Origin of the sequence: Stenotrophomonas sp. BIGb0135 (assembly GCF_024810105.1) — a bacterium.
In the GTDB taxonomy this organism is placed as follows: domain Bacteria; phylum Pseudomonadota; class Gammaproteobacteria; order Xanthomonadales; family Xanthomonadaceae; genus Stenotrophomonas; species Stenotrophomonas maltophilia_AB.
This window is the reverse complement of sequence record NZ_JANUDX010000001.1, coordinates 884837-902096: the sequence shown is the minus strand read 5'-3', so window position 1 is coordinate 902096 and position 17260 is coordinate 884837. Positions and strand designations below refer to the sequence as shown.

The 17260-nt window shown below is 66.8% G+C and carries 15 protein-coding genes; 11 read left to right on the top strand and 4 right to left on the bottom strand.

Annotated elements, in window-relative coordinates; all coding sequences use genetic code 11:
* Nucleotides 1–92: 92 nt before the first annotated feature.
* Entirely contained in the window at nt 93–1463 is a 1371-nt protein-coding gene (gene cysS / locus M2421_RS04125) for a cysteine--tRNA ligase (protein ID WP_259203448.1), read from the bottom strand.
* A 189-nt stretch (nt 1464–1652) separates the two neighbouring features.
* On the opposite strand from cysS, the gene M2421_RS04120 reads away from it, so the two are divergent.
* The 11 genes from M2421_RS04120 to M2421_RS04070 all read left to right on the top strand — a co-directional run bounded on the left by M2421_RS04120 (nt 1653) and on the right by M2421_RS04070 (nt 13249).
* Nucleotides 1653–2216 carry a hypothetical protein gene (locus tag M2421_RS04120; RefSeq protein ID WP_259203446.1) on the top strand — a complete coding sequence of 188 codons (564 nt, stop codon included), beginning with the start codon at nt 1653–1655 and terminating at the stop codon, nt 2214–2216.
* A gap of 337 nt (nt 2217–2553) precedes the next feature.
* The gene (locus M2421_RS04115; RefSeq protein WP_259203445.1) at nt 2554–3564 is read left to right on the top strand and encodes an N-acetylornithine carbamoyltransferase; all 1011 of its coding nucleotides are present in this window, start codon (nt 2554–2556) and stop codon (nt 3562–3564) included.
* 120 nt (nt 3565–3684) lie between these two features.
* Nucleotides 3685–4878: an argininosuccinate synthase gene (locus tag M2421_RS04110; protein WP_259203443.1), complete on the top strand. Its 1194-nt coding sequence runs from the start codon at nt 3685–3687 to the stop codon at nt 4876–4878.
* Between the two features lie 91 nt (nt 4879–4969).
* Entirely contained in the window at nt 4970–6058 is a 1089-nt protein-coding gene (locus M2421_RS04105; protein WP_259203442.1) for an acetylornithine deacetylase, read from the top strand.
* A gap of 73 nt (nt 6059–6131) precedes the next feature.
* Entirely contained in the window at nt 6132–7457 is a 1326-nt protein-coding gene (locus M2421_RS04100; RefSeq protein ID WP_259203441.1) for an acetylglutamate kinase, read from the top strand.
* A gap of 4 nt (nt 7458–7461) precedes the next feature.
* Nucleotides 7462–8061 (top strand): GNAT family protein, encoded by a 600-nt coding sequence (locus tag M2421_RS04095; RefSeq protein ID WP_259203440.1) that lies wholly within the window; start codon nt 7462–7464, stop codon nt 8059–8061.
* Nucleotides 8058–9011: an N-acetyl-gamma-glutamyl-phosphate reductase gene (gene argC / locus M2421_RS04090; RefSeq protein WP_259203439.1), complete on the top strand. Its 954-nt coding sequence runs from the start codon at nt 8058–8060 to the stop codon at nt 9009–9011. The genes M2421_RS04095 and argC overlap by 4 nt, the downstream gene beginning before the upstream one ends.
* A 74-nt stretch (nt 9012–9085) precedes the next feature.
* Nucleotides 9086–10381: an argininosuccinate lyase gene (locus M2421_RS04085; RefSeq protein ID WP_259203438.1), complete on the top strand. Its 1296-nt coding sequence runs from the start codon at nt 9086–9088 to the stop codon at nt 10379–10381.
* Nucleotides 10382–10451: 70 nt separating this feature from the next.
* A complete protein-coding gene (locus M2421_RS04080) occupies nt 10452–10712 on the top strand; it encodes a YciI family protein (RefSeq protein ID WP_259203435.1) in 261 nt (86 codons plus the stop codon).
* Nucleotides 10713–10723: 11 nt separating this feature from the next.
* The gene (proB, locus tag M2421_RS04075) at nt 10724–11872 is read left to right on the top strand and encodes a glutamate 5-kinase (protein WP_259203434.1); all 1149 of its coding nucleotides are present in this window, start codon (nt 10724–10726) and stop codon (nt 11870–11872) included.
* 114 nt (nt 11873–11986) lie between these two features.
* Complete coding sequence (locus M2421_RS04070) at nt 11987–13249, top strand: glutamate-5-semialdehyde dehydrogenase (RefSeq protein ID WP_259203433.1); 1263 nt, start codon at nt 11987–11989, stop codon at nt 13247–13249.
* Between the two features lie 82 nt (nt 13250–13331).
* On the opposite strand, the gene M2421_RS04065 is transcribed toward M2421_RS04070, so the two are convergent.
* The 3 genes from M2421_RS04065 to M2421_RS04055 form a co-directional block, all read right to left on the bottom strand.
* Nucleotides 13332–14543 carry an MFS transporter gene (locus tag M2421_RS04065; RefSeq protein WP_259203431.1) on the bottom strand — a complete coding sequence of 404 codons (1212 nt, stop codon included), beginning with the start codon at nt 14541–14543 and terminating at the stop codon, nt 13332–13334.
* A 250-nt stretch (nt 14544–14793) separates the two neighbouring features.
* A complete protein-coding gene (locus M2421_RS04060) occupies nt 14794–15300 on the bottom strand; it encodes a hypothetical protein (protein ID WP_259203430.1) in 507 nt (168 codons plus the stop codon).
* A gap of 19 nt (nt 15301–15319) precedes the next feature.
* Entirely contained in the window at nt 15320–17257 is a 1938-nt protein-coding gene (locus M2421_RS04055; RefSeq protein WP_259203429.1) for an XVIPCD domain-containing protein, read from the bottom strand.
* Nucleotides 17258–17260 lie beyond the last annotated feature (3 nt).

The window sequence follows — 17260 nt, the reverse complement described above, 5'->3', positions numbered from 1 at the left end:
CGTGGTCTGGCCTTGATGGTTCGGGGGAGGCACCCGGCCATCCGTGGCCGGGTCTGTGTCGAGGGGTGCCCGGCCGCTGGCCGGGCGGCCGTTCAGCGCTTGCGTACCCAGCGCACGCCCTGCGCGGTGTCTTCCAGCACGATGCCCTCGGCGGCAAGCTGGTCGCGGAGGGCATCGGCGCGGGCGAAGTCGCGGGCCTGCTTGGCCGCGCTACGCGCGTCGATCAGGGCCTGGATGCGGGCATCGTCGTCGGCGTCGCCGGGGGCATTGCCGAACCATGCCGCTGGATCCTGCTGCAGCAGCCCCAGCGCGAGGCCGGCGCCGAGCAGCGCAGTCTTCCAGTGCGCCTGTTCGGCCGGGGCCGCCTTGCGCGCCTCGGCGGCGATGCGGGCCAGTTCGGCCAGCGCCTGCGGCGTATTGAGGTCATCGTCCAGCGCCGCCTCGATCTCGGCCGGGATCACCGCCGTCGCCGGCACGTCGGCCAGGCCGCGCAGGGTGCCGTACAGGCGGTCCAGGGTGCGGGTGGACTGCTCGATCAGCGCGTCGGACCAGTCCAGCGGCTGCCGGTAATGGGCCGACAGCAGCGCGTGGCGCAGCGCTTCCGGCGCATGCTTGCGCACCAGGTCGTGGACGCGCTCGATGTTGCCGATCGACTTGCTCATCTTGGCGCCGCCGAAGTTGAGCATGCCGTTGTGCAGCCAGAAGCGGGCGAAGGTCTTGCCGCCGTGGGCGCACTCGCTCTGCGCGATCTCGTTCTCGTGGTGCGGGAACTGCAGGTCCACGCCGCCGGCGTGGATGTCGATGGTCGGGCCCAGGTGGGCGGCGGCCATGGCCGAGCACTCGATGTGCCAGCCCGGGCGGCCCCGGCCCCAGGGCGAGTCCCAGCCGGGCAGGTCGTCGTTGGAGGGTTTCCACAGCACGAAATCGCCGGGGTCGCGCTTGTACGGGGCCACGTCCACCCGCGCGCCGGCCAGCATCTCGTCCGGATCACGTCGGGAAAGCTTGCCGTAGTCGGCATAGGAGGCGACCGAGAACAGCACGTGGCCCTCGGCGGCATAGGCATGCCCGGCGGCGACCAGCTGTTCGATCATCGTCACGATCTGCGGGATGTGCGCGGTGGCTTCCGGCTCGATGTCCGGCGGGGCCACGCCCAGCGCCCCCATGTCCTCGCGGTAGGCGGCGGCGAAGCGGTCGGTGATGGTCGAGATCGGCACGCCCTGTTCACGCGCGGCGGCGTTGATCTTGTCATCCACGTCGGTGATGTTGCGGGCGTAGCGCAGGCTTCCGAAACGGCGCCGCAGCAGGGCCGCCAGCACCCCGAAGACCACCGGGCCACGGGCGTTGCCGATGTGGACGTAGTTGTAGACCGTGGGGCCGCAGACATACAGGGTCGGACAGGTCGGATCGAGCGGGGTGAACGGTTCGAGCTGGCGAGTCAGGTTGTTGTGCAGGCGCAGGGTCATGGGGTCGGTGGTGGGGAGGGAAGGGGGGCAAGCCCTCGATTTTAGATCACATCGCGGCCCAGCGCCGGGGCCCGCCGCCTGTCCCGTACGGTAACCGGCTATGGGCAGAATCGTCGCGGAAGGGTAATGTTCAGCCCCTTGTGCCTGGCACTGCCTAAACTATCCGCCTTGTCCTCTAACCTGTTGCCAATGAAATCCACTTCGTTGTTGACGCTGGCCTGCCTGCTGGGAGGTGCCGCCTTCATGGCGTGTGCCCAGGACGGCGAGGTCCGTAACCGGGTGGTGATCGTGGAGAACGTCAAGTTCGACTACGCGCAGGTGCTCAACGTCGAGCCGGTGTTCCAGACGTTGCGCGCCACCCGCACCGAAGAGCATTGCGAGCCGGTCTCCACGCGCACGCTGGCCCCGGTCAACGTGACCGGCGAGGAACCCCAGGAGGACAAGGGCCGTTTCGGCCGCTTCATGGACTCGGTGCGCTCGATCTTCCGCCGTGAAGACGGCACCGAGGAAGAGCTGCCGGTGGCCGAAGTCCCGGCCCCGGCCGCCAACAACGGCCCGCTGCTCACCCGCGAATGCCGGATCATTCCGGTCGGCCGCGAGTTCCGCCGCCCCATCGCCTACGACGTGGATTACGTCTACAAGGGCACCAAGTACCGCTCGCGGCTCCCGGAGGATCCGGGCAACCGGCTCAAGATCCGCGTCTCGATCACCCCGTGGATCGGCGCCGAGCAGGGCAGCGCGGCCAATCCGTGAGGCCCGCGGCCTGAATATTCCCTTCAGGCCTTGCACCCACCCCGTACGCATGCAAAGATTGGCGGCCATGAAACTCACCGACTTCCAGCACGACACCAGCGCCGCCCGTATGGCGACCGGCATGACGTCGCGTGCCCGCCGACCGGAACCCCACATTTTCGCTGGGTAACCGGAGCTTCGTGCTGTCTGTTCGGAAAACCCAGCCCCCGCGCTGGGTTTTTTCGTTTCTACGATCTGAAAAGTTTCATCTGTATGTGTTTGTTTGAGCCCTGAACGCGCCCCGGCGCCCCCAACCTCCGCCGGCAACGGTGGAAAACCAGCCGCAAAGGATCGATCGATGTCCCTGAAGCACTTCCTGAACACCCAGGATTGGAGCCGCACCGACCTGGATGCCCTGCTGACCCAGGCCGCGCTGTTCAAGCGCAACAAACTGGGCGAGGAGCTCAAGGGCAAATCGATTGCCCTGGTGTTCTTCAACCCGTCCATGCGCACCCGCACCAGCTTCGAGCTGGGGGCGTTCCAGCTGGGCGGCCACGCGATCGTGCTGCAGCCGGGCAAGGATGCATGGCCGATCGAGTTCAACCTGGGCTCGGTGATGGACGGGGATACCGAAGAGCACATCGCCGAAGTGGCCCGGGTGCTGGGCCGCTACGTCGACCTGATCGGCGTGCGCGCGTTCCCGAAGTTCATCGACTGGACCAAGGACCGCGAGGACGAGGTGCTCAAGAGCTTCGCCAAGTACTCGCCGGTGCCGGTGATCAACATGGAAACCATCACCCACCCGTGCCAGGAACTGGCCCACGTGATGGCGCTGCAGGAACACTTCGGTACCCAGGACCTGCGCGGCAAGAAGTACGTGCTGACCTGGACCTACCACCCCAAGCCGCTCAACACCGCCGTGGCCAACTCGGCGCTGACCATCGCCACCCGCATGGGCATGGACGTGACCCTGCTGTGCCCGACCCCGGACTACGTGCTCGATGAGCGCTACATGGGCTGGGCCGAGCAGAACGTGGCCGAGAGCGGCGGTTCGCTGCAGGTCAGCCACGACATCGCCAGCGCCTACGCCGGCGCCGACGTGGTGTACGCCAAGAGCTGGGGCGCGCTGCCGTTCTTCGGCAACTGGGAGCCGGAAAAGCCCATCCGCGACCAGTACAAGCACTTCATCGTGGACGAGGCCAAGATGGCCTTGACCAACAACGGCGTCTTCAGCCACTGCCTGCCGCTGCGCCGCAACGTGAAGGCCACCGACGGGGTGATGGACTCGGCGCAGTGCATCGCCATCAACGAGGCCGAGAACCGCCTGCACGTGCAGAAGGCGATCATGTCGGCATTGATCGGCCGGTAACGCCAACCAGGGGTAGGGCCGACCGTGGGTCGGCTGCTCCCCAACCGGCGCATTGAACATTCCAGCCGACCAACGGTCGGCTCTACCGAATTCCCATCCCCCTACTGGACCCTGACCCCCATGAGCAATAAAGACATCGTCCTGGCCTTCTCCGGCGGACTCGACACCAGCTTCTGCGTGCCTTACCTGCAGGAGCGCGGCTACAACGTGCACACCGTGTTCGCCGATACCGGCGGCGTGGATGACGAAGAGCGCGATTTCATCGAGAAGCGCGCCGCCGAGCTGGGCGTGACCAGCCATGTCACCGTCGACGGCGGCCCGGCCATCTGGAACGGCTTCGTCAAGCCGTTCGTGTGGGCCGGCGAAGGCTACCAGGGCCAGTACCCGCTGCTGGTGTCCGACCGCTACCTGATCGTGGATGCCGCACTCAAGCGCGCCGCCGAACTGGGCACCAACATCATCGCCCACGGCTGCACCGGCATGGGCAACGACCAGGTCCGCTTCGACCTGGCCGTGAAGGCACTGGGCGACTACCAGATCGTCGCTCCGATCCGCGAGATCCAGAAGGAACACACCCAGACCCGCGCCTACGAGCAGAAGTACCTGGAAGAGCGCGGCTTCGGCGTGCGCGCCAAGCAGCAGGCCTACACCATCAACGAAAACCTGCTCGGCCTGACCATGTCCGGCGGCGAGATCGACCGGTGGGAAGCACCGGGCGAAGGCGCCCGCGGCTGGTGCGCGCCGCGCAGCGCGTGGCCGATCGAGCCGCTGACCGTCAAGCTGAAGTTCGTCGCAGGCGAGGCGGTCGAGCTGGACGGCAAGGCACTGCCGGGTGAGCAGATCCTGGCCAAGCTCAACAAGCTGTTCGCCCCGTACGGCGTCGGCCGTGGCGTGTACACCGGCGATACCGTGATCGGCCTGAAGGGCCGCATCGTGTTCGAGGCCCCGGGCCTGGTCTCGCTGCTGGCCGCGCACCGCGCGCTGGAAGATGCGGTGCTGACCAAGCAGCAGAACCGCTTCAAGCCGGACGTGGCGCGCAAGTGGGTGGAGCTGGTGTACGAAGGCTTCTACCACGACCCGCTCAAGACCGACATCGAAGCCTTCCTGAAGTCCTCGCAGGCCAAGGTCAACGGCGAAGTGGTGCTGGAAACCCGCGGTGGCCGCGTCGATGCGGTGGCGGTGAAGTCGCCGCACCTGCTCAACACCAAGGGCGCTACCTATGCGCAGTCGGCCGACTGGGGCGTGGAAGAAGCCGAAGGCTTCATCAAGCTGTTCGGCATGAGCTCCACGTTGTACGCGCAGGTGAATCGCTGAGGCGATCGAGTGATCTTGCCGGCGGATGTTGAGTCCGCCGGCGCCGAATTTTCGCGCCATGGCCCTGGCCATGGCGAAGGACCCCCGACACATGCTGGAACAGACGCTCACCCACCTGCAGGCCCTGGTGTCGTTCGACACGCGCAATCCGCCGCGTGCGATCACCACCGGCGGCATCTTCGATTACCTGCGCGCCAACCTGCCCGGGTTCAACGTGGAGGTGATCGACCATGGCGACGGCGCGGTCAGCCTGTACGCCGTGCGCGGGACACCGAAGTACCTGTTCAACGTGCACCTGGATACCGTGCCGGACTCGCCGCACTGGAGCGCCGATCCGCACGTGATGCGGCGCGCGGAAGACCGGGTGATCGGGCTGGGCGTGTGCGACATCAAGGGCGCTGCTGCTGCGCTGGTGGCCGCTGCGAATGCCAGCGGGGGCGATGCCGCTTTCCTGTTCTCCAGCGACGAGGAGGCCAACGACCCGCGTTGCATCGCAGCCTTCCTCGCTCGTGGCATTCCGTACGACGCGGTGCTGGTCGCCGAGCCCACGATGAGCGAGGCGGTGCTCGCGCACCGTGGCATCAGCTCGGTGCTGATGCAGTTCAAGGGCCGGGCAGGGCATGCGTCGGGCAAGCAGGATGCGGCGGCCAGCGCGCTGCACCAGGCCATGCGCTGGGGCAACCGCGCGCTGGACCATGTGGACTCGCTGGCGCATGCACGCTTCGGCGGGCTGACCGGCCTGCGCTTCAACATCGGTCGGGTGGAAGGCGGCATCAAGGCCAACATGATCGCCCCGGCTGCCGAAGTGCGGTTCGGGTTCCGCCCGCTGCCGTCGATGGACATCGATGCGTTGCTGGCCACCTTTGCCGGGTTCGCCGAACCGGAGTCCGCGGTATTCACCGAGACCTTCCGCGGCCCGAGTTTCCCGGCCGGTGACATCGCCGAAGCGGAAAACCGCCGGCTCGCCGCGCGCGATGTGGCCGACGCGCTGGATATCCCGATCGGCAATGCGGTGGACTTCTGGACCGAAGCCTCGCTGTTCTCCGCCGGTGGTTACACCACGCTGGTGTATGGCCCGGGCGACATCGCCCAGGCCCACACCGCCGATGAGTTCGTGACGCTGGAGCAGCTGCAGCGCTACGCCGACGCGGTACATCGCATCATCGCCCAAGGCGCCTGATTCCATGACGCCGTCGTGGCCTGCCACTGACGGATCCCCCATCGCGGCCGCGGCCGCCTGTGACGATACCGAAATGCCTTCTTCCCAGCCCCACCGCCAGACCCGTCAGACCATCGTGCGCCTGCTCTCGAGCATGGCCAGCGCGAAGGAGATCAGCCAGTACCTCAAGCGTTTTTCGCAGCTGGACGCCAAACGCTTCGCCGTGGTCAAGGTCGGCGGCGCGGTGCTGCGCGACGACCTGGAGGCGCTGACGTCCTCGCTGTCGTTCCTGCAGGAAGTCGGCCTGACCCCGATCGTGCTGCACGGCGCCGGTCCGCAGCTGGACGCCGAGCTGTCGGCGGCGGGCATCGTCAAGGAAACCGTCAACGGCCTGCGCGTGACCTCGCCGGAAGGCCTGGCGATCGTGCGCCGGGTGTTCCAGGCCTCCAACCTGCAACTGGTCGAAGCCCTGCAGCAGAACGGTGCGCGTGCTACGTCCATCACCGGCGGCGTGTTCGAGGCCGAGTACCTGGACCAGGCCACCTACGGGCTGGTCGGCGAGGTGAAGAAGGTCAACCTGGCCCCGATCGAAGCCAGCCTGCGCGCCGGTTCCATCCCGGTGATCACCAGCCTGGGCGAAACCCGCTGCGGGCAGATCCTCAACGTCAACGCCGATTTCGCCGCCAACGAGCTGGTCCAGGAACTGCAGCCGTACAAGATCATCTTCCTCACCGGCACCGGCGGCCTGCTCGACGAGGAGGGCAAGGTGATCGACTCGATCAACCTGTCCACCGAGTACGACCACCTGATCGCCCAGCCGTGGATCCACGGCGGCATGAAGGTCAAGATCGAACAGATCAAGGACCTGCTGGACCGGCTGCCGCTGGAGTCCTCGGTCTCGATCACCCGCCCGGCCGACCTGGCCAAGGAACTGTTCACCCACAAGGGCTCGGGCACGCTGGTGCGCAAGGGCGAGAAGGTGCTGCGCGCCACCGCCTGGGAGGAACTGGACCTGCCGCGCCTGAAGCAGCTGATCGAATCCAGCTTCGGCCGTACGCTGGTGGCGGACTACTTCGACAAGACCCGTCTGCTGCGTGCCTACGTGAGCGAGAACTACCGCGCCGCGGTGATCCTCACCGACGAGGCCGAAGGCGTGTACCTGGACAAGTTCGCGGTGCTCGATGATGCCCAGGGCGAAGGCCTGGGCCGAGCGGTGTGGAACGTGATGCTGGATGAAACCCCGCAGCTGTTCTGGCGCTCGCGCCATGGCAACCCGATCAACCACTTCTACTACGCCGAATCGGATGGCTGCTACAAGCAGGGGACCTGGAAGGTGTTCTGGTTCGGCGCCGATGGGTTCGAGCGCATCCGGACCTACGTTGAACACTGCGCCGCGCGCAGCCCCAGCCTGGAGGGCTGAGCCCATGAATCACGCCGATTGGACCAAAGTCCCCACCCTGGCCGGCACGCACGCGCGGCTGGAACCGCTGCAGATGGCGCACATCGACGGGCTGCGTGGCGCGCTGGGCGACGGCACGCTGTCCAGCCTCTGGTACACCCAGGTGCCCAGCGCCAAGAGCATGACCGGCTACGTGCAGGCCGCGCTGCAGGCGCAGGCCGAGGGCAAGGTGCTGCCGTTCGTGGTCCTCAATGCCGCCGATGAAGTGGTCGGCACCACCCGTTACTACGGCATGGAAGAGGACGTGCCCAGGCTGAGCATCGGCTACACCTGGTATGGCGAGGCCGCCCAGCGCACCGGCGTGAACACCGAAACCAAGCTGATGCTGCTCACCCACGCCTTCGAGCGGCTGAACTGCCTGAGCGTGGTGTTCGAAACCAGCTGGTTCAATTTCGCCTCGCGCACCGCGATCGCGCGGCTGGGCGCCAAGCAGGACGGCGTGCTGCGCAACCACAAGCGCCACCCCGACGGCACCCCGCGCGACACCGTCATCTTCTCCATCATCGACGCGGAATGGCAGGGCGTGAAGCGCCACCTGCAGCACCGCCTGGACGCACACGCATGAGCACTACCTCTTTCACCGTCGGCATCGTCGGCGCCCGCGGCCATACCGGCGCCGAGCTGATCAAGCTGATCGCCGCGCACCCGAACCTGCAGCTGGGCTTCGTATCCTCGCGCGAGCTGGCTGGCCAACGCGTGGCCGACCACCATGCCGACTGGCAGGGCGAGCTGCAGTTCGAGAACCTGGACGCCGACGCGGTCGCCGCCAAGGGCATGGACGCGGTGATCCTGGCGCTGCCCAATGGCTTGGCCGCACCGTTCGTGGCGGCGCTGGATGCGGCCAGGCCAGAGACGGTGATCGTGGACCTCTCGGCCGATCACCGCTTCGAGCCGAGCTGGTTCTACGGCCTGCCCGAGCTGACCCGTGGCGATTACCTGGGCCAGAAGCACATCAGCAACCCGGGCTGCTATGCCACCGCCATGCAGCTGGCGATCAGCCCGCTGATCAAGCAGTTGGCCGGCCCGCCGCAGTGCTTCGGGGTGTCCGGCTATTCCGGCGCCGGCACCACGCCCTCGGACAAGAACAACCCCGAGCTGCTGCGCGACAACCTGATGCCCTACGCGCTCACCAACCACGTGCACGAGCGCGAAGTGACCGCGCACCTGCGCGTGCCGGTGGAATTCATGCCGCACGTGGCGCCGCATTTCCGCGGCATCACCATGACCGTCAACCTGTGGCTCAACACCGTGGTCAAGCGCGAGGACGTGATCGCGCTGTACCAGGCGTATTACGCCCACGAGGGCTTGATCGAGGTGCTCGACGAGGCACCGTGGGTGAGCCGGATCGCCGGCCGGCATGGCGCGCAGATCGGCGGTTTCGACGTGGCCCCCGGCGGCAAGCGGGTGGTGGTGGTGGCGACCCTGGACAACCTGCTCAAGGGCGCGGCCACCCAGGCCATGCAGAACCTCAACCTGGCCCTGGGCCTGGACGAACTGGCCTCGATCCCGCACTGAACCTTATCCGCTGCGCACCCGACCCCGGGTGCGCGCGTACAACCCGGCGGACGATTCCGCCTACGGAGCAAGACATGGCAGACCTTCTGTGGCAGAAGCCCGGCGTGGCGGTGGACGCCAAGATCCAGACCTTCCTGGCCGGCGATGATGTGATCCTGGACCGCGAGTTCTTCCTGTACGACGTGGCCGCCAGCAAGGCGCACGCACAGGGCCTGCAGCACATCGGCATCCTGTCCGGCGACGAACTGGACGGCCTGCTGCGCGAGCTGGACGTGCTGGGCGAGGACTTCCGCAGCGGCGCCTTCGTGCTGGACGAGCGCTTCGAGGACTGCCATTCGGCGATCGAAGCGCGGCTGACCGAACGCCTCGGCGACGCCGGCCGCAAGATCCACACCGGGCGCAGCCGCAACGACCAGATCCTGGTCGCCACCCGGCTGTGGCTGAAGGACAAGCTGCTGCAGGTGGCCGGCCTGAGCCGGGAGATCGCCAAGGTCGCACTCGACCGCGCCGAGGCCGAAAAGGACCTGCCGGTGCCGGGCTACACCCACATCCAGCGCGCCGTGGTGTCCTCGGCGGGCATGTGGTGGGCCGGCTGGGCCGAGGCCTACATCGACAATGCGATCCGCGCACACGACACCTTCGCGCTGATCGATGCCAATCCGCTGGGCACCGCCGCCGGCTACGGCGTCAACCTGCCGCTGGACCGCGCCCACACCACCGCCGCGCTGGGCTTTGCGCGCATGCAGGTCTCGCCGATCTATGCGCAGCTCTCGCGCGGCAAGTTCGAGCTGGCGGCCCTGGAAGCCCTGGGCGGAGCGACCCTGGACCTGCGCCGCATCGCGTGGGACCTGTCGCTGTTCACCAGCGGCGAGTTCGGCTTCGTCGCGCTGCCGGCGCAGTACACCACCGGCAGCTCGATCATGCCCAACAAGCGCAATCCGGACGTCATCGAACTGATGCGCGCCACCCATGCCAGCGTGGCCGCGGCGCGCACCGAGATCGAACAGCTGCTGTCGCTGCCGTCCGGTTACCACCGCGACCTGCAGAGCAGCAAGGGCGCCATCTTCCACGGCTTCGGCCGTGGCTTGGCCGCGCTGGAGCTGTTGCCGGCGCTGCTGGCCAACCTGGAATGGCGCGATGACAAGCTGCGCGCCGCCATCGACTCGGGCATGTATGCCACCGACGTGGCGGTGGAGGCGGCCGTGGCCGGCGTACCGTTCCGCGAGGCCTACAAGGCCGCGGCCGCCGGTGCCGACAGTGCAGGGCAGGGGCGCACGCCCGAAGGCAGCCTGGCCGCGCGCGTCTCGCCCGGTGCCGCCGCCGACCTGCGGCTGGACGAGCTGCGTGCCCGTTGGGCCGCACTGGTGTGATCACGACGGCGACCGCAAGGTCGCCGTTTCTTCATCGTCGTGCCGGGCCCGCCCGGCAAAGGGAAACTGCATGAAAACCTGTTACCTGGTCCTGGTCACGCGGACCCCGGCGTTCCGCGACGAGGTGGGCGCCGAGCACGCGCATTTCCTCGACGAGGTGCGCGCCCGCGGCCAGCTGCTGCTGACCGGCGGTTTCAGCGACAAGCGCGGCGGTGCCTACGTGCTGCAGGACATCGCCGACCTGGCCGCCGCGCAGGCGCTGGTGGACACCGACCCGTTGCTGGTACACGGCAGCGCCACCGCCCGCATCCACGAATGGAACACGCGCTGAGGCGCACACCGATGACGCTGCCCGTGCATTCGCCGTTCCCCGAACAACCCGTCCCGGCGTGGAAGCGCGCGGTGCTCAAGGTCGGCAGCAGCCTGCTCGCCGCCAACGGTGGTGGCCTGTCGCCACGCCACGCACTGGGGCTGGCGCAGTTCGTCTCGGCCAATGTGCTGGCCGGGCGCGAGGTGGTGATCGTTTCCTCCGGCGCGGTGGCCGCCGGCCGCGCCATCGTGCCGCGCGCGCTGGAAGCCGGTGCGGCCATGGCGGCGCGCCAGGCGCTGGCGGCGCTGGGCCAGGCACAGCTGATCGGGCTGTGGCAGCGCTTCTTCGAGCGCCCGGTGGCGCAGGTGCTGCTCACCCACGACGACCTGCGCAATCGCCGTCGCTACCTCAATGCGCGCGCTACCCTCAATGAGCTGCTGCGGTTGGGCGCGTTGCCGGTGGTCAACGAGAACGACACCGTCTCGGTGGACGAGCTCAAGCTGGGCGACAACGACAACCTCGCCGCCACCGTGGCCGCGCTGATCGATGCCGACGTGCTGTTCATCGCCACCGACATCGATGGCCTGTACAGCGCCGACCCGCGCCGCGACCCTCAGGCGCGTCCGATCCATGACGTGCCCGAGCTCACCGGCGAGGTGCTGGCGATGGCCGGTGGCGCCGGCAGTGGGGCGGGCACCGGCGGCATGCATACCAAGCTGGAGGCCGCCGCCAAGGCCGGCCGGGTCGGCATCGACACCTGCCTGTTCAACGGCCGCGACAGCGAGGTGGTGCGCGCGCTGGCGCAGGGGCGCCTGTTCGGCACGCGCATCCACGCCGCGCAGACCCGCGTGGCCGCCCGCAAGTACTGGCTGCGGCATGCGCCGCTGGAGCCGGGCGCGATCCTGGTCGACGACGGCGCGGCAGCTGCGCTGCGCGACAAGGGCGCCTCGCTGCTGCCCGGTGGCGTGCGCGGCGCGGACGGGGACTTCCGCCGTGGCGACATGGTCGAAGTGCGTCTGTGCGATGCCAGTGGCGAGGTGCGGTTGGCGCGGGGCGTGAGCCAGTATTCGGCCAGCGACATCCGCCGCATCGCCGGCCGCCATTCGCGCGACATTGAAAGCGTGCTCGGCTACAACTACGGTGGCAACGTGATCCATCGCGACGACCTGGTGCTGCTGTGATCGACGCCTTGGGAGGTCGCGCGACGCACTGCGTGGCGGCGCACCTGGGCGTCGTTCGAGACTCCGCAGCCACGCATGGCGTGGCCCTACGTTGCTTTTCCCGAGGATATTGAGATGGTCGCCAGCTCCCCCTCCGACATCCGCGCCCAGGCGCTGGCCTGCCGCGACGCGGCCCAGCAGCTGGCGCAGCTGTCCTCCACCGCCAAGGCGGCGCTGCTGGAGGCGATGGCCGCCGCATTGGAGGCCGATGCCGATGCGATCCTCGCCGCAAACGCGCGCGACCTCGCCGCCGCGAGCGAAAAGGGCGTCGGCACCGCGATGCTGGATCGCCTGGCACTGAACCCGCAACGCCTGGCCGGCATCGCCGCGGCCCTGCGTGAGGTCGCCGCGCTGCCGGACCCGGTCGGCACGATCACCCGCGACGACGTGCGCCCCAACGGCATCCGCGTGCAGAAGGTGCGCGTGCCACTGGGCGTGATCGCCATGATCTACGAGGCGCGCCCGAACGTGACCGCCGATGCAGCGGCGCTGTGCATCAAGGCGGGCAACGGCGTGATCCTGCGCGGCGGTTCGGAGGCGATCCATTCCAATACCGCCATTGCCGCCGCACTCAAGCGCGCACTGCGCGAGGCCGGCGTGGCCGATGCCGCGCTGACCCTGGTCGACGACCTGCGCCGCGAGACCATGCTGGAACTGCTGCAGCTCAACGACCTGGTGGACCTGGCGATCCCGCGCGGGGGCGAAGGCCTAATCCGCTTCGTGGCCGAACACGCGCGCGTGCCGGTGATCAAGCACTACAAGGGCGTGTGCCACCTGTACGTGGACCGCGCGGCCGATGTGGAGCGTGCGCTGGCGCTGCTGGTGGACGGAAAATGCAGCCGGCCGTCGGCCTGCAACTCGCTGGAGACGCTGTTGGTGCACGCCGACAGCGCCGCGACCTTCCTGCCGTTGGCCGACGCGGCACTGCGCGCGCGTGGCGTACAGCTGCGTGCCGATGACCGTGCGCGCCAGTGGCTCACCGATGCGCAGCCGGCCACCGACGAGGACTACGCCGCCGAGTACCTGGACCTGGTCATCGCCGTGCGCGTGGTCGACGACCTCGAGCAGGCGCTGGCGCATATCCAGCAGTACAGCTCGGACCACACCGAAGTAATCGCCACCGAAGACCCGCAGGCAGCCGAACGTTTCGTGCACGCGCTGCGCTCGGCGGTGGTGATGGTCAACGCGTCCTCGCGCTTCTCCGACGGCGGTGAGCTCGGCCTCGGCGCGGAGATCGGCATCTCCACCACGCGCCTGCACGCCTACGGCCCGATGGGCCTGGAGGCGCTCACGGTCGAGCGCTTCGTGGTGCGCGGCGAAGGCCAGACCCGCGCGTAAAGGGTAGAGCCGGCCATTGGCCGGCTCCCTCGGATGCAACGCACGCGCTGTCGGCCGACGGCGGGCGCTGTCCGTGGTCAGATCACCACTGGTCTTCGAGCTTCTGCGGCTTGCAGGCCACCCAAGAGGCGGTCAGCAGCACCAGCGCGCAGAACACCAGGAACCCGAACGGCAGGTACCACGCGCCGCTGATCGCGTGCAGCCAGCCGAACAGGAACGGCCCCAGGCAGCTGAAGGCATAGCCGACGCCCTGCATGAAACCGGACAACGCCGCCGAGCCGGCCGGGGTGCGCGTGCGCAGGTTGATCAGGGTCAGCGCCAGCGGGAAGGTGGACGGGCCGATGCCGAGCAGGATCGCCCACAGCCACGGCGCCTTCATCGGCGCGAACAGCAGCCCGGCGAACGCGATCAGGAAGGCGGAAAAGCCGATCAGCACCAGCGGGAACGGGTTGCGCAGGCGCACGGCCAGGGCTGGCATGGTCAGCGACGGCAGCAGCCCGCAGGCGGCGAAGATGGCCACCATGATCCCGCCGAAGCCCGGGCTGGCACCGGCTTCCACCACGATCCGCGGCAACCAGGTGAACATCGAGTAGGTCATCAGCGAGGTCATGCCGAACATCAGCGTCATGCCCCAGCCCAGCGGCGTGCGCCAGACCTTGCCGTGCGGCTGCGCGGCCGGATCCGCGGCGGTGTCCAGCGGGTCCGGGTGCGGGCGGCGCCGGGCCAGCATCAGCCACGGCAGCGCGGCGGCCAGGGCGAGGATCGACCAGATGCCGAGCGACACGCGCCAACCGGCGCTTTCGGCCAGCGGCACGGCGAGCAGGGCCGGCATCATGGTGCCGACCTGCAGCACGGTGATGTACAGCGTGCTGACGGTGCCAACGCGGTTGGCGAAGTAGCGCTTCACCAGCGGCGGCACCACCACGTTGCCGATGCCCATGCCGGCCAGCGCGACGATGGAGCCGAACAGCAGGCTGCCAATGCCGCCGGCCATCGAGCGCAGCAGCAGGCCCACGGTGGCCAGGCCCATGGCGAGCAGGGCGGTGCGTTCCAGCCCGATGCGACGGGCCACCATCGGCGTGGTAACGCCGAACAGCGCGAACGAGGCCGTGGGCAGCATGCCGAGCACACCGGTCATCGTGGTGCCGAAGCCGAAGGTCGTGCCGAGCAGGTCCAGCAGCGGGGTCACCGACGTTACCGCGGTGCGCAGGTTCAGCGCAGCCAGCAGGATGGCGGCAAAGGCCAGCACGCGTCCGCGCAACAGGGACGAGGCAGGGGGATCGGTTGGCGTCATGGGCGTGGATCTCGTGCAGGTGGCGCAACACCGTGGGGGCGGATGTGCGGAAACGCCGCCGCCGGCGCAGGGCCGGTGGCAGCGTGGATTCAATGGCAAGGATGCGGCAGGCCGCGCGCATCCCGAAGGCGGGCATTGTACCCGCGGTGCATGAATAGGTTGTAGCGCGCGCGTAGGCAGCCGTTCGGTCCTGCGGAAGGGCCGCTTATCGGCTTGGGGCATTTGGCCAACTTGGAGTCCGACGCTTGGATCAGGGGCGCTTCGCTGTCAGATTGCCAGCGCTGGCGTCCACGAGGATGTACTCGCCCTCCTTGCTTTTCCAGGTGGGCGTGTGTCGGTCAATCCGGATGCAAGGTCGGCCGCCACAGGACGTTAGCTCTACCTGTCTTGCGGCTTCCAGCAGCTCTGCCTGAACTTCAATGGCGTCAGCACGTTCCTGTGCCGTCCGTAGCCGAGCGTCGGCTTGTTTGAGTAGCAGCAAATAGCCAACCAGCAACAGTATCGAGAAACCTGCCGATGCGGCGATTACCTTCCATGCCCACGCCACCCTGGGGCGCAGTGCAGCCTCCAGCCGATGCTGCTGATCCTGGAACTGCGCGAGCATAGCCTGCTTGAAGCGGGCTTCCTCCTGCTCCCTGAACTCCTTCATTGCTGCTTGCGCGTTCCTTGCCGCCACCTGCATTTCAGAAACCAGCGTGTCCATACGGCCGGTGGCCAATGTCATTTTTGCGAGCAAGTCGTATGTGTCGTCGTTCATATCGTCCCTGTGGGGCACCTCAGCGAGAGGTGCTCTGCTGTTGAGTGTCCATTTGTCGTTCCTGCGCGTGAAGCGTGGCCTGATCCTGATGCCGTTGCGTTTCAATGGTCAACTGCCGCAGCGTCTGTTCCAGTGGCTGCATCGCTGCGTCGGCCTTTTCAATGAACGCAGCTCTTACCACTGCGGGATTCCCCGGGTCCACTGACGTCGCTATCAGGTGCCCACCCTCCTGGACCGGCGTCAGTGCGTCGATTGAGGGGAGGTGCTTGAGCTTCGCCTGATAGGCCACGGTGCCCGCCACGCCTTCCATCTGCACCCGGTCAAGGTAGCCGCCGGCCTTTGACCCTAGACGTTCGAGATGCTCCATCGCCTGTGCGAACAGGGGGGCTTCCCGCCCAGGTATCTGCCCTTGTCTCGCCAGCACACGCTCCTCCGCCTCGGCCATTGCCTGTTGCCAGCGATCAGGTGTTGCAAATGCGGTTGAAGCGGCTCGCGCGGCCTGCTCGTCTCCTGCCCTAAGCGCAGTGAAATACTGCTCTACCGGTTGACGAGTAGATTGAGACACACTCGGGACAACGGGTACATATTGATGTGAATTCTGTTCGTTTGCGTGCTCCGGGTTGTGCGTATGGTCGAAATGACGCAACGTCGGTGGCGTATGGCTGGTATCAAAATATGGTTGCGGCCTTTCCGGGTTATGCGTGATCGTGATGCCATTTCGCTCCATGAGGTCTTCCCGCAGATGCAGTTGGTCCATGTTGACGTGCATTTGCGGTGCCACGCCATTGACGGCGCGCGCGTAGACTCTATCAATGGTGATCACATTGCCTACGACATTGGAGCCATAATAATTCGGATAATCTGATTCTCCGTAATGACCAAGGCCTGTCGTCGCATGGATGGGAACATTGGGAGTTCCTCTTGGCGGTTTATCGAAATAGTTATGTCCCAGTTGTGCGACGTTGCCAGGCGTCATGGACATCGTTCCGTCAGCATTGAACGTCAGGCCGGCCCGGGCCTCGGCAAGTCTGCCGTCAAGGCGGTTTGGCTGAACGAAGTCTAGAACTCGTGTCGTACGGTCTCCTGAGGCCCTCGATAGCGCCATCATATCGATCAGGTCCGCAGATGGATTCTGCACTTTTTCGCGGCTTAGCAACGCATTCCAGCCGGCGATCTGAGCCTTTGCCTCGTCGTCTCGCCCGGATTGAATTGCCGCCGCGATAGGGGCTGTGTAGTCGTTGATCGGATTGTCATCCTGCGCAATCTGCTTGGCATGTTCGTAAGCGAGCGTTCTGGCGCGCTGAATCTCCCGATCGTTCAAGCCATGCTGGATCTCGTGCGCCAGCACGAAGGTGAGATCGGCAGATCTAAAGTGGGCGGTAGGAATCGCCAGGACACTGGGGGGAAGACTCATCGTATGAGTCGTTGGGTTGTAGGTTCCACCAGCGACGGTGCCACTTAGGCTGGCAAAACTCTCCAGCGGAGCTGATTGACCTGCTTCGGGCGGAGTGACGGCAAGTTTGATCTGGTCGGCCAATACTGGAGATCCGTTCAGCGTGGACTGCAGATTGGTGATCATGTCTTGGGTGACTGGTTGGGTGGTGCCGTTCGCATCCAGATATGTGCTATGCGCGAAACGAAGCGACAAGTTCTGCACGCGCAAGGAAGCGGCCAGATCTGCGCCGGGTGTTGTTCCTTCGCTTTGGAAGTCTCCAGCCGGCAGTGTGATCACGCCGGAGGCGAGATCGTAAGTGCCAACAAGATTGGGAGGGGTGCCATTTTGAGGAAGAGCGAAGCCTCTCAGTTGGCCATTGACAGCATCTTGGTTCAGCTTGAGGAGAAGGTCAGGGTTCTGCACGATTGCTGCGCGTAACTGGTCGTGCTGGGCTGGCGTAACATTTGGTTGCGCTGAGAAATGGTCAAGGGCAGTCTGGAGTTGAGCATTCGGGATCGTCATGGC

Coding starts and splice junctions, on each gene's coding strand:
- cysS (WP_259203448.1), bottom strand. CDS start 1,463: ATGACCCTGCGCCTGCACAACAACCTGACTCGCCAGCTCGAACCGTTC.
- M2421_RS04120 (WP_259203446.1), top strand. CDS start 1,653: ATGAAATCCACTTCGTTGTTGACGCTGGCCTGCCTGCTGGGAGGTGCC.
- M2421_RS04115 (WP_259203445.1), top strand. CDS start 2,554: ATGTCCCTGAAGCACTTCCTGAACACCCAGGATTGGAGCCGCACCGAC.
- M2421_RS04110 (WP_259203443.1), top strand. CDS start 3,685: ATGAGCAATAAAGACATCGTCCTGGCCTTCTCCGGCGGACTCGACACC.
- M2421_RS04105 (WP_259203442.1), top strand. CDS start 4,970: ATGCTGGAACAGACGCTCACCCACCTGCAGGCCCTGGTGTCGTTCGAC.
- M2421_RS04100 (WP_259203441.1), top strand. CDS start 6,132: ATGCCTTCTTCCCAGCCCCACCGCCAGACCCGTCAGACCATCGTGCGC.
- M2421_RS04095 (WP_259203440.1), top strand. CDS start 7,462: ATGAATCACGCCGATTGGACCAAAGTCCCCACCCTGGCCGGCACGCAC.
- argC (WP_259203439.1), top strand. CDS start 8,058: ATGAGCACTACCTCTTTCACCGTCGGCATCGTCGGCGCCCGCGGCCAT.
- M2421_RS04085 (WP_259203438.1), top strand. CDS start 9,086: ATGGCAGACCTTCTGTGGCAGAAGCCCGGCGTGGCGGTGGACGCCAAG.
- M2421_RS04080 (WP_259203435.1), top strand. CDS start 10,452: ATGAAAACCTGTTACCTGGTCCTGGTCACGCGGACCCCGGCGTTCCGC.
- proB (WP_259203434.1), top strand. CDS start 10,724: ATGACGCTGCCCGTGCATTCGCCGTTCCCCGAACAACCCGTCCCGGCG.
- M2421_RS04070 (WP_259203433.1), top strand. CDS start 11,987: ATGGTCGCCAGCTCCCCCTCCGACATCCGCGCCCAGGCGCTGGCCTGC.
- M2421_RS04065 (WP_259203431.1), bottom strand. CDS start 14,543: ATGACGCCAACCGATCCCCCTGCCTCGTCCCTGTTGCGCGGACGCGTG.
- M2421_RS04060 (WP_259203430.1), bottom strand. CDS start 15,300: ATGAACGACGACACATACGACTTGCTCGCAAAAATGACATTGGCCACC.
- M2421_RS04055 (WP_259203429.1), bottom strand. CDS start 17,257: ATGACGATCCCGAATGCTCAACTCCAGACTGCCCTTGACCATTTCTCA.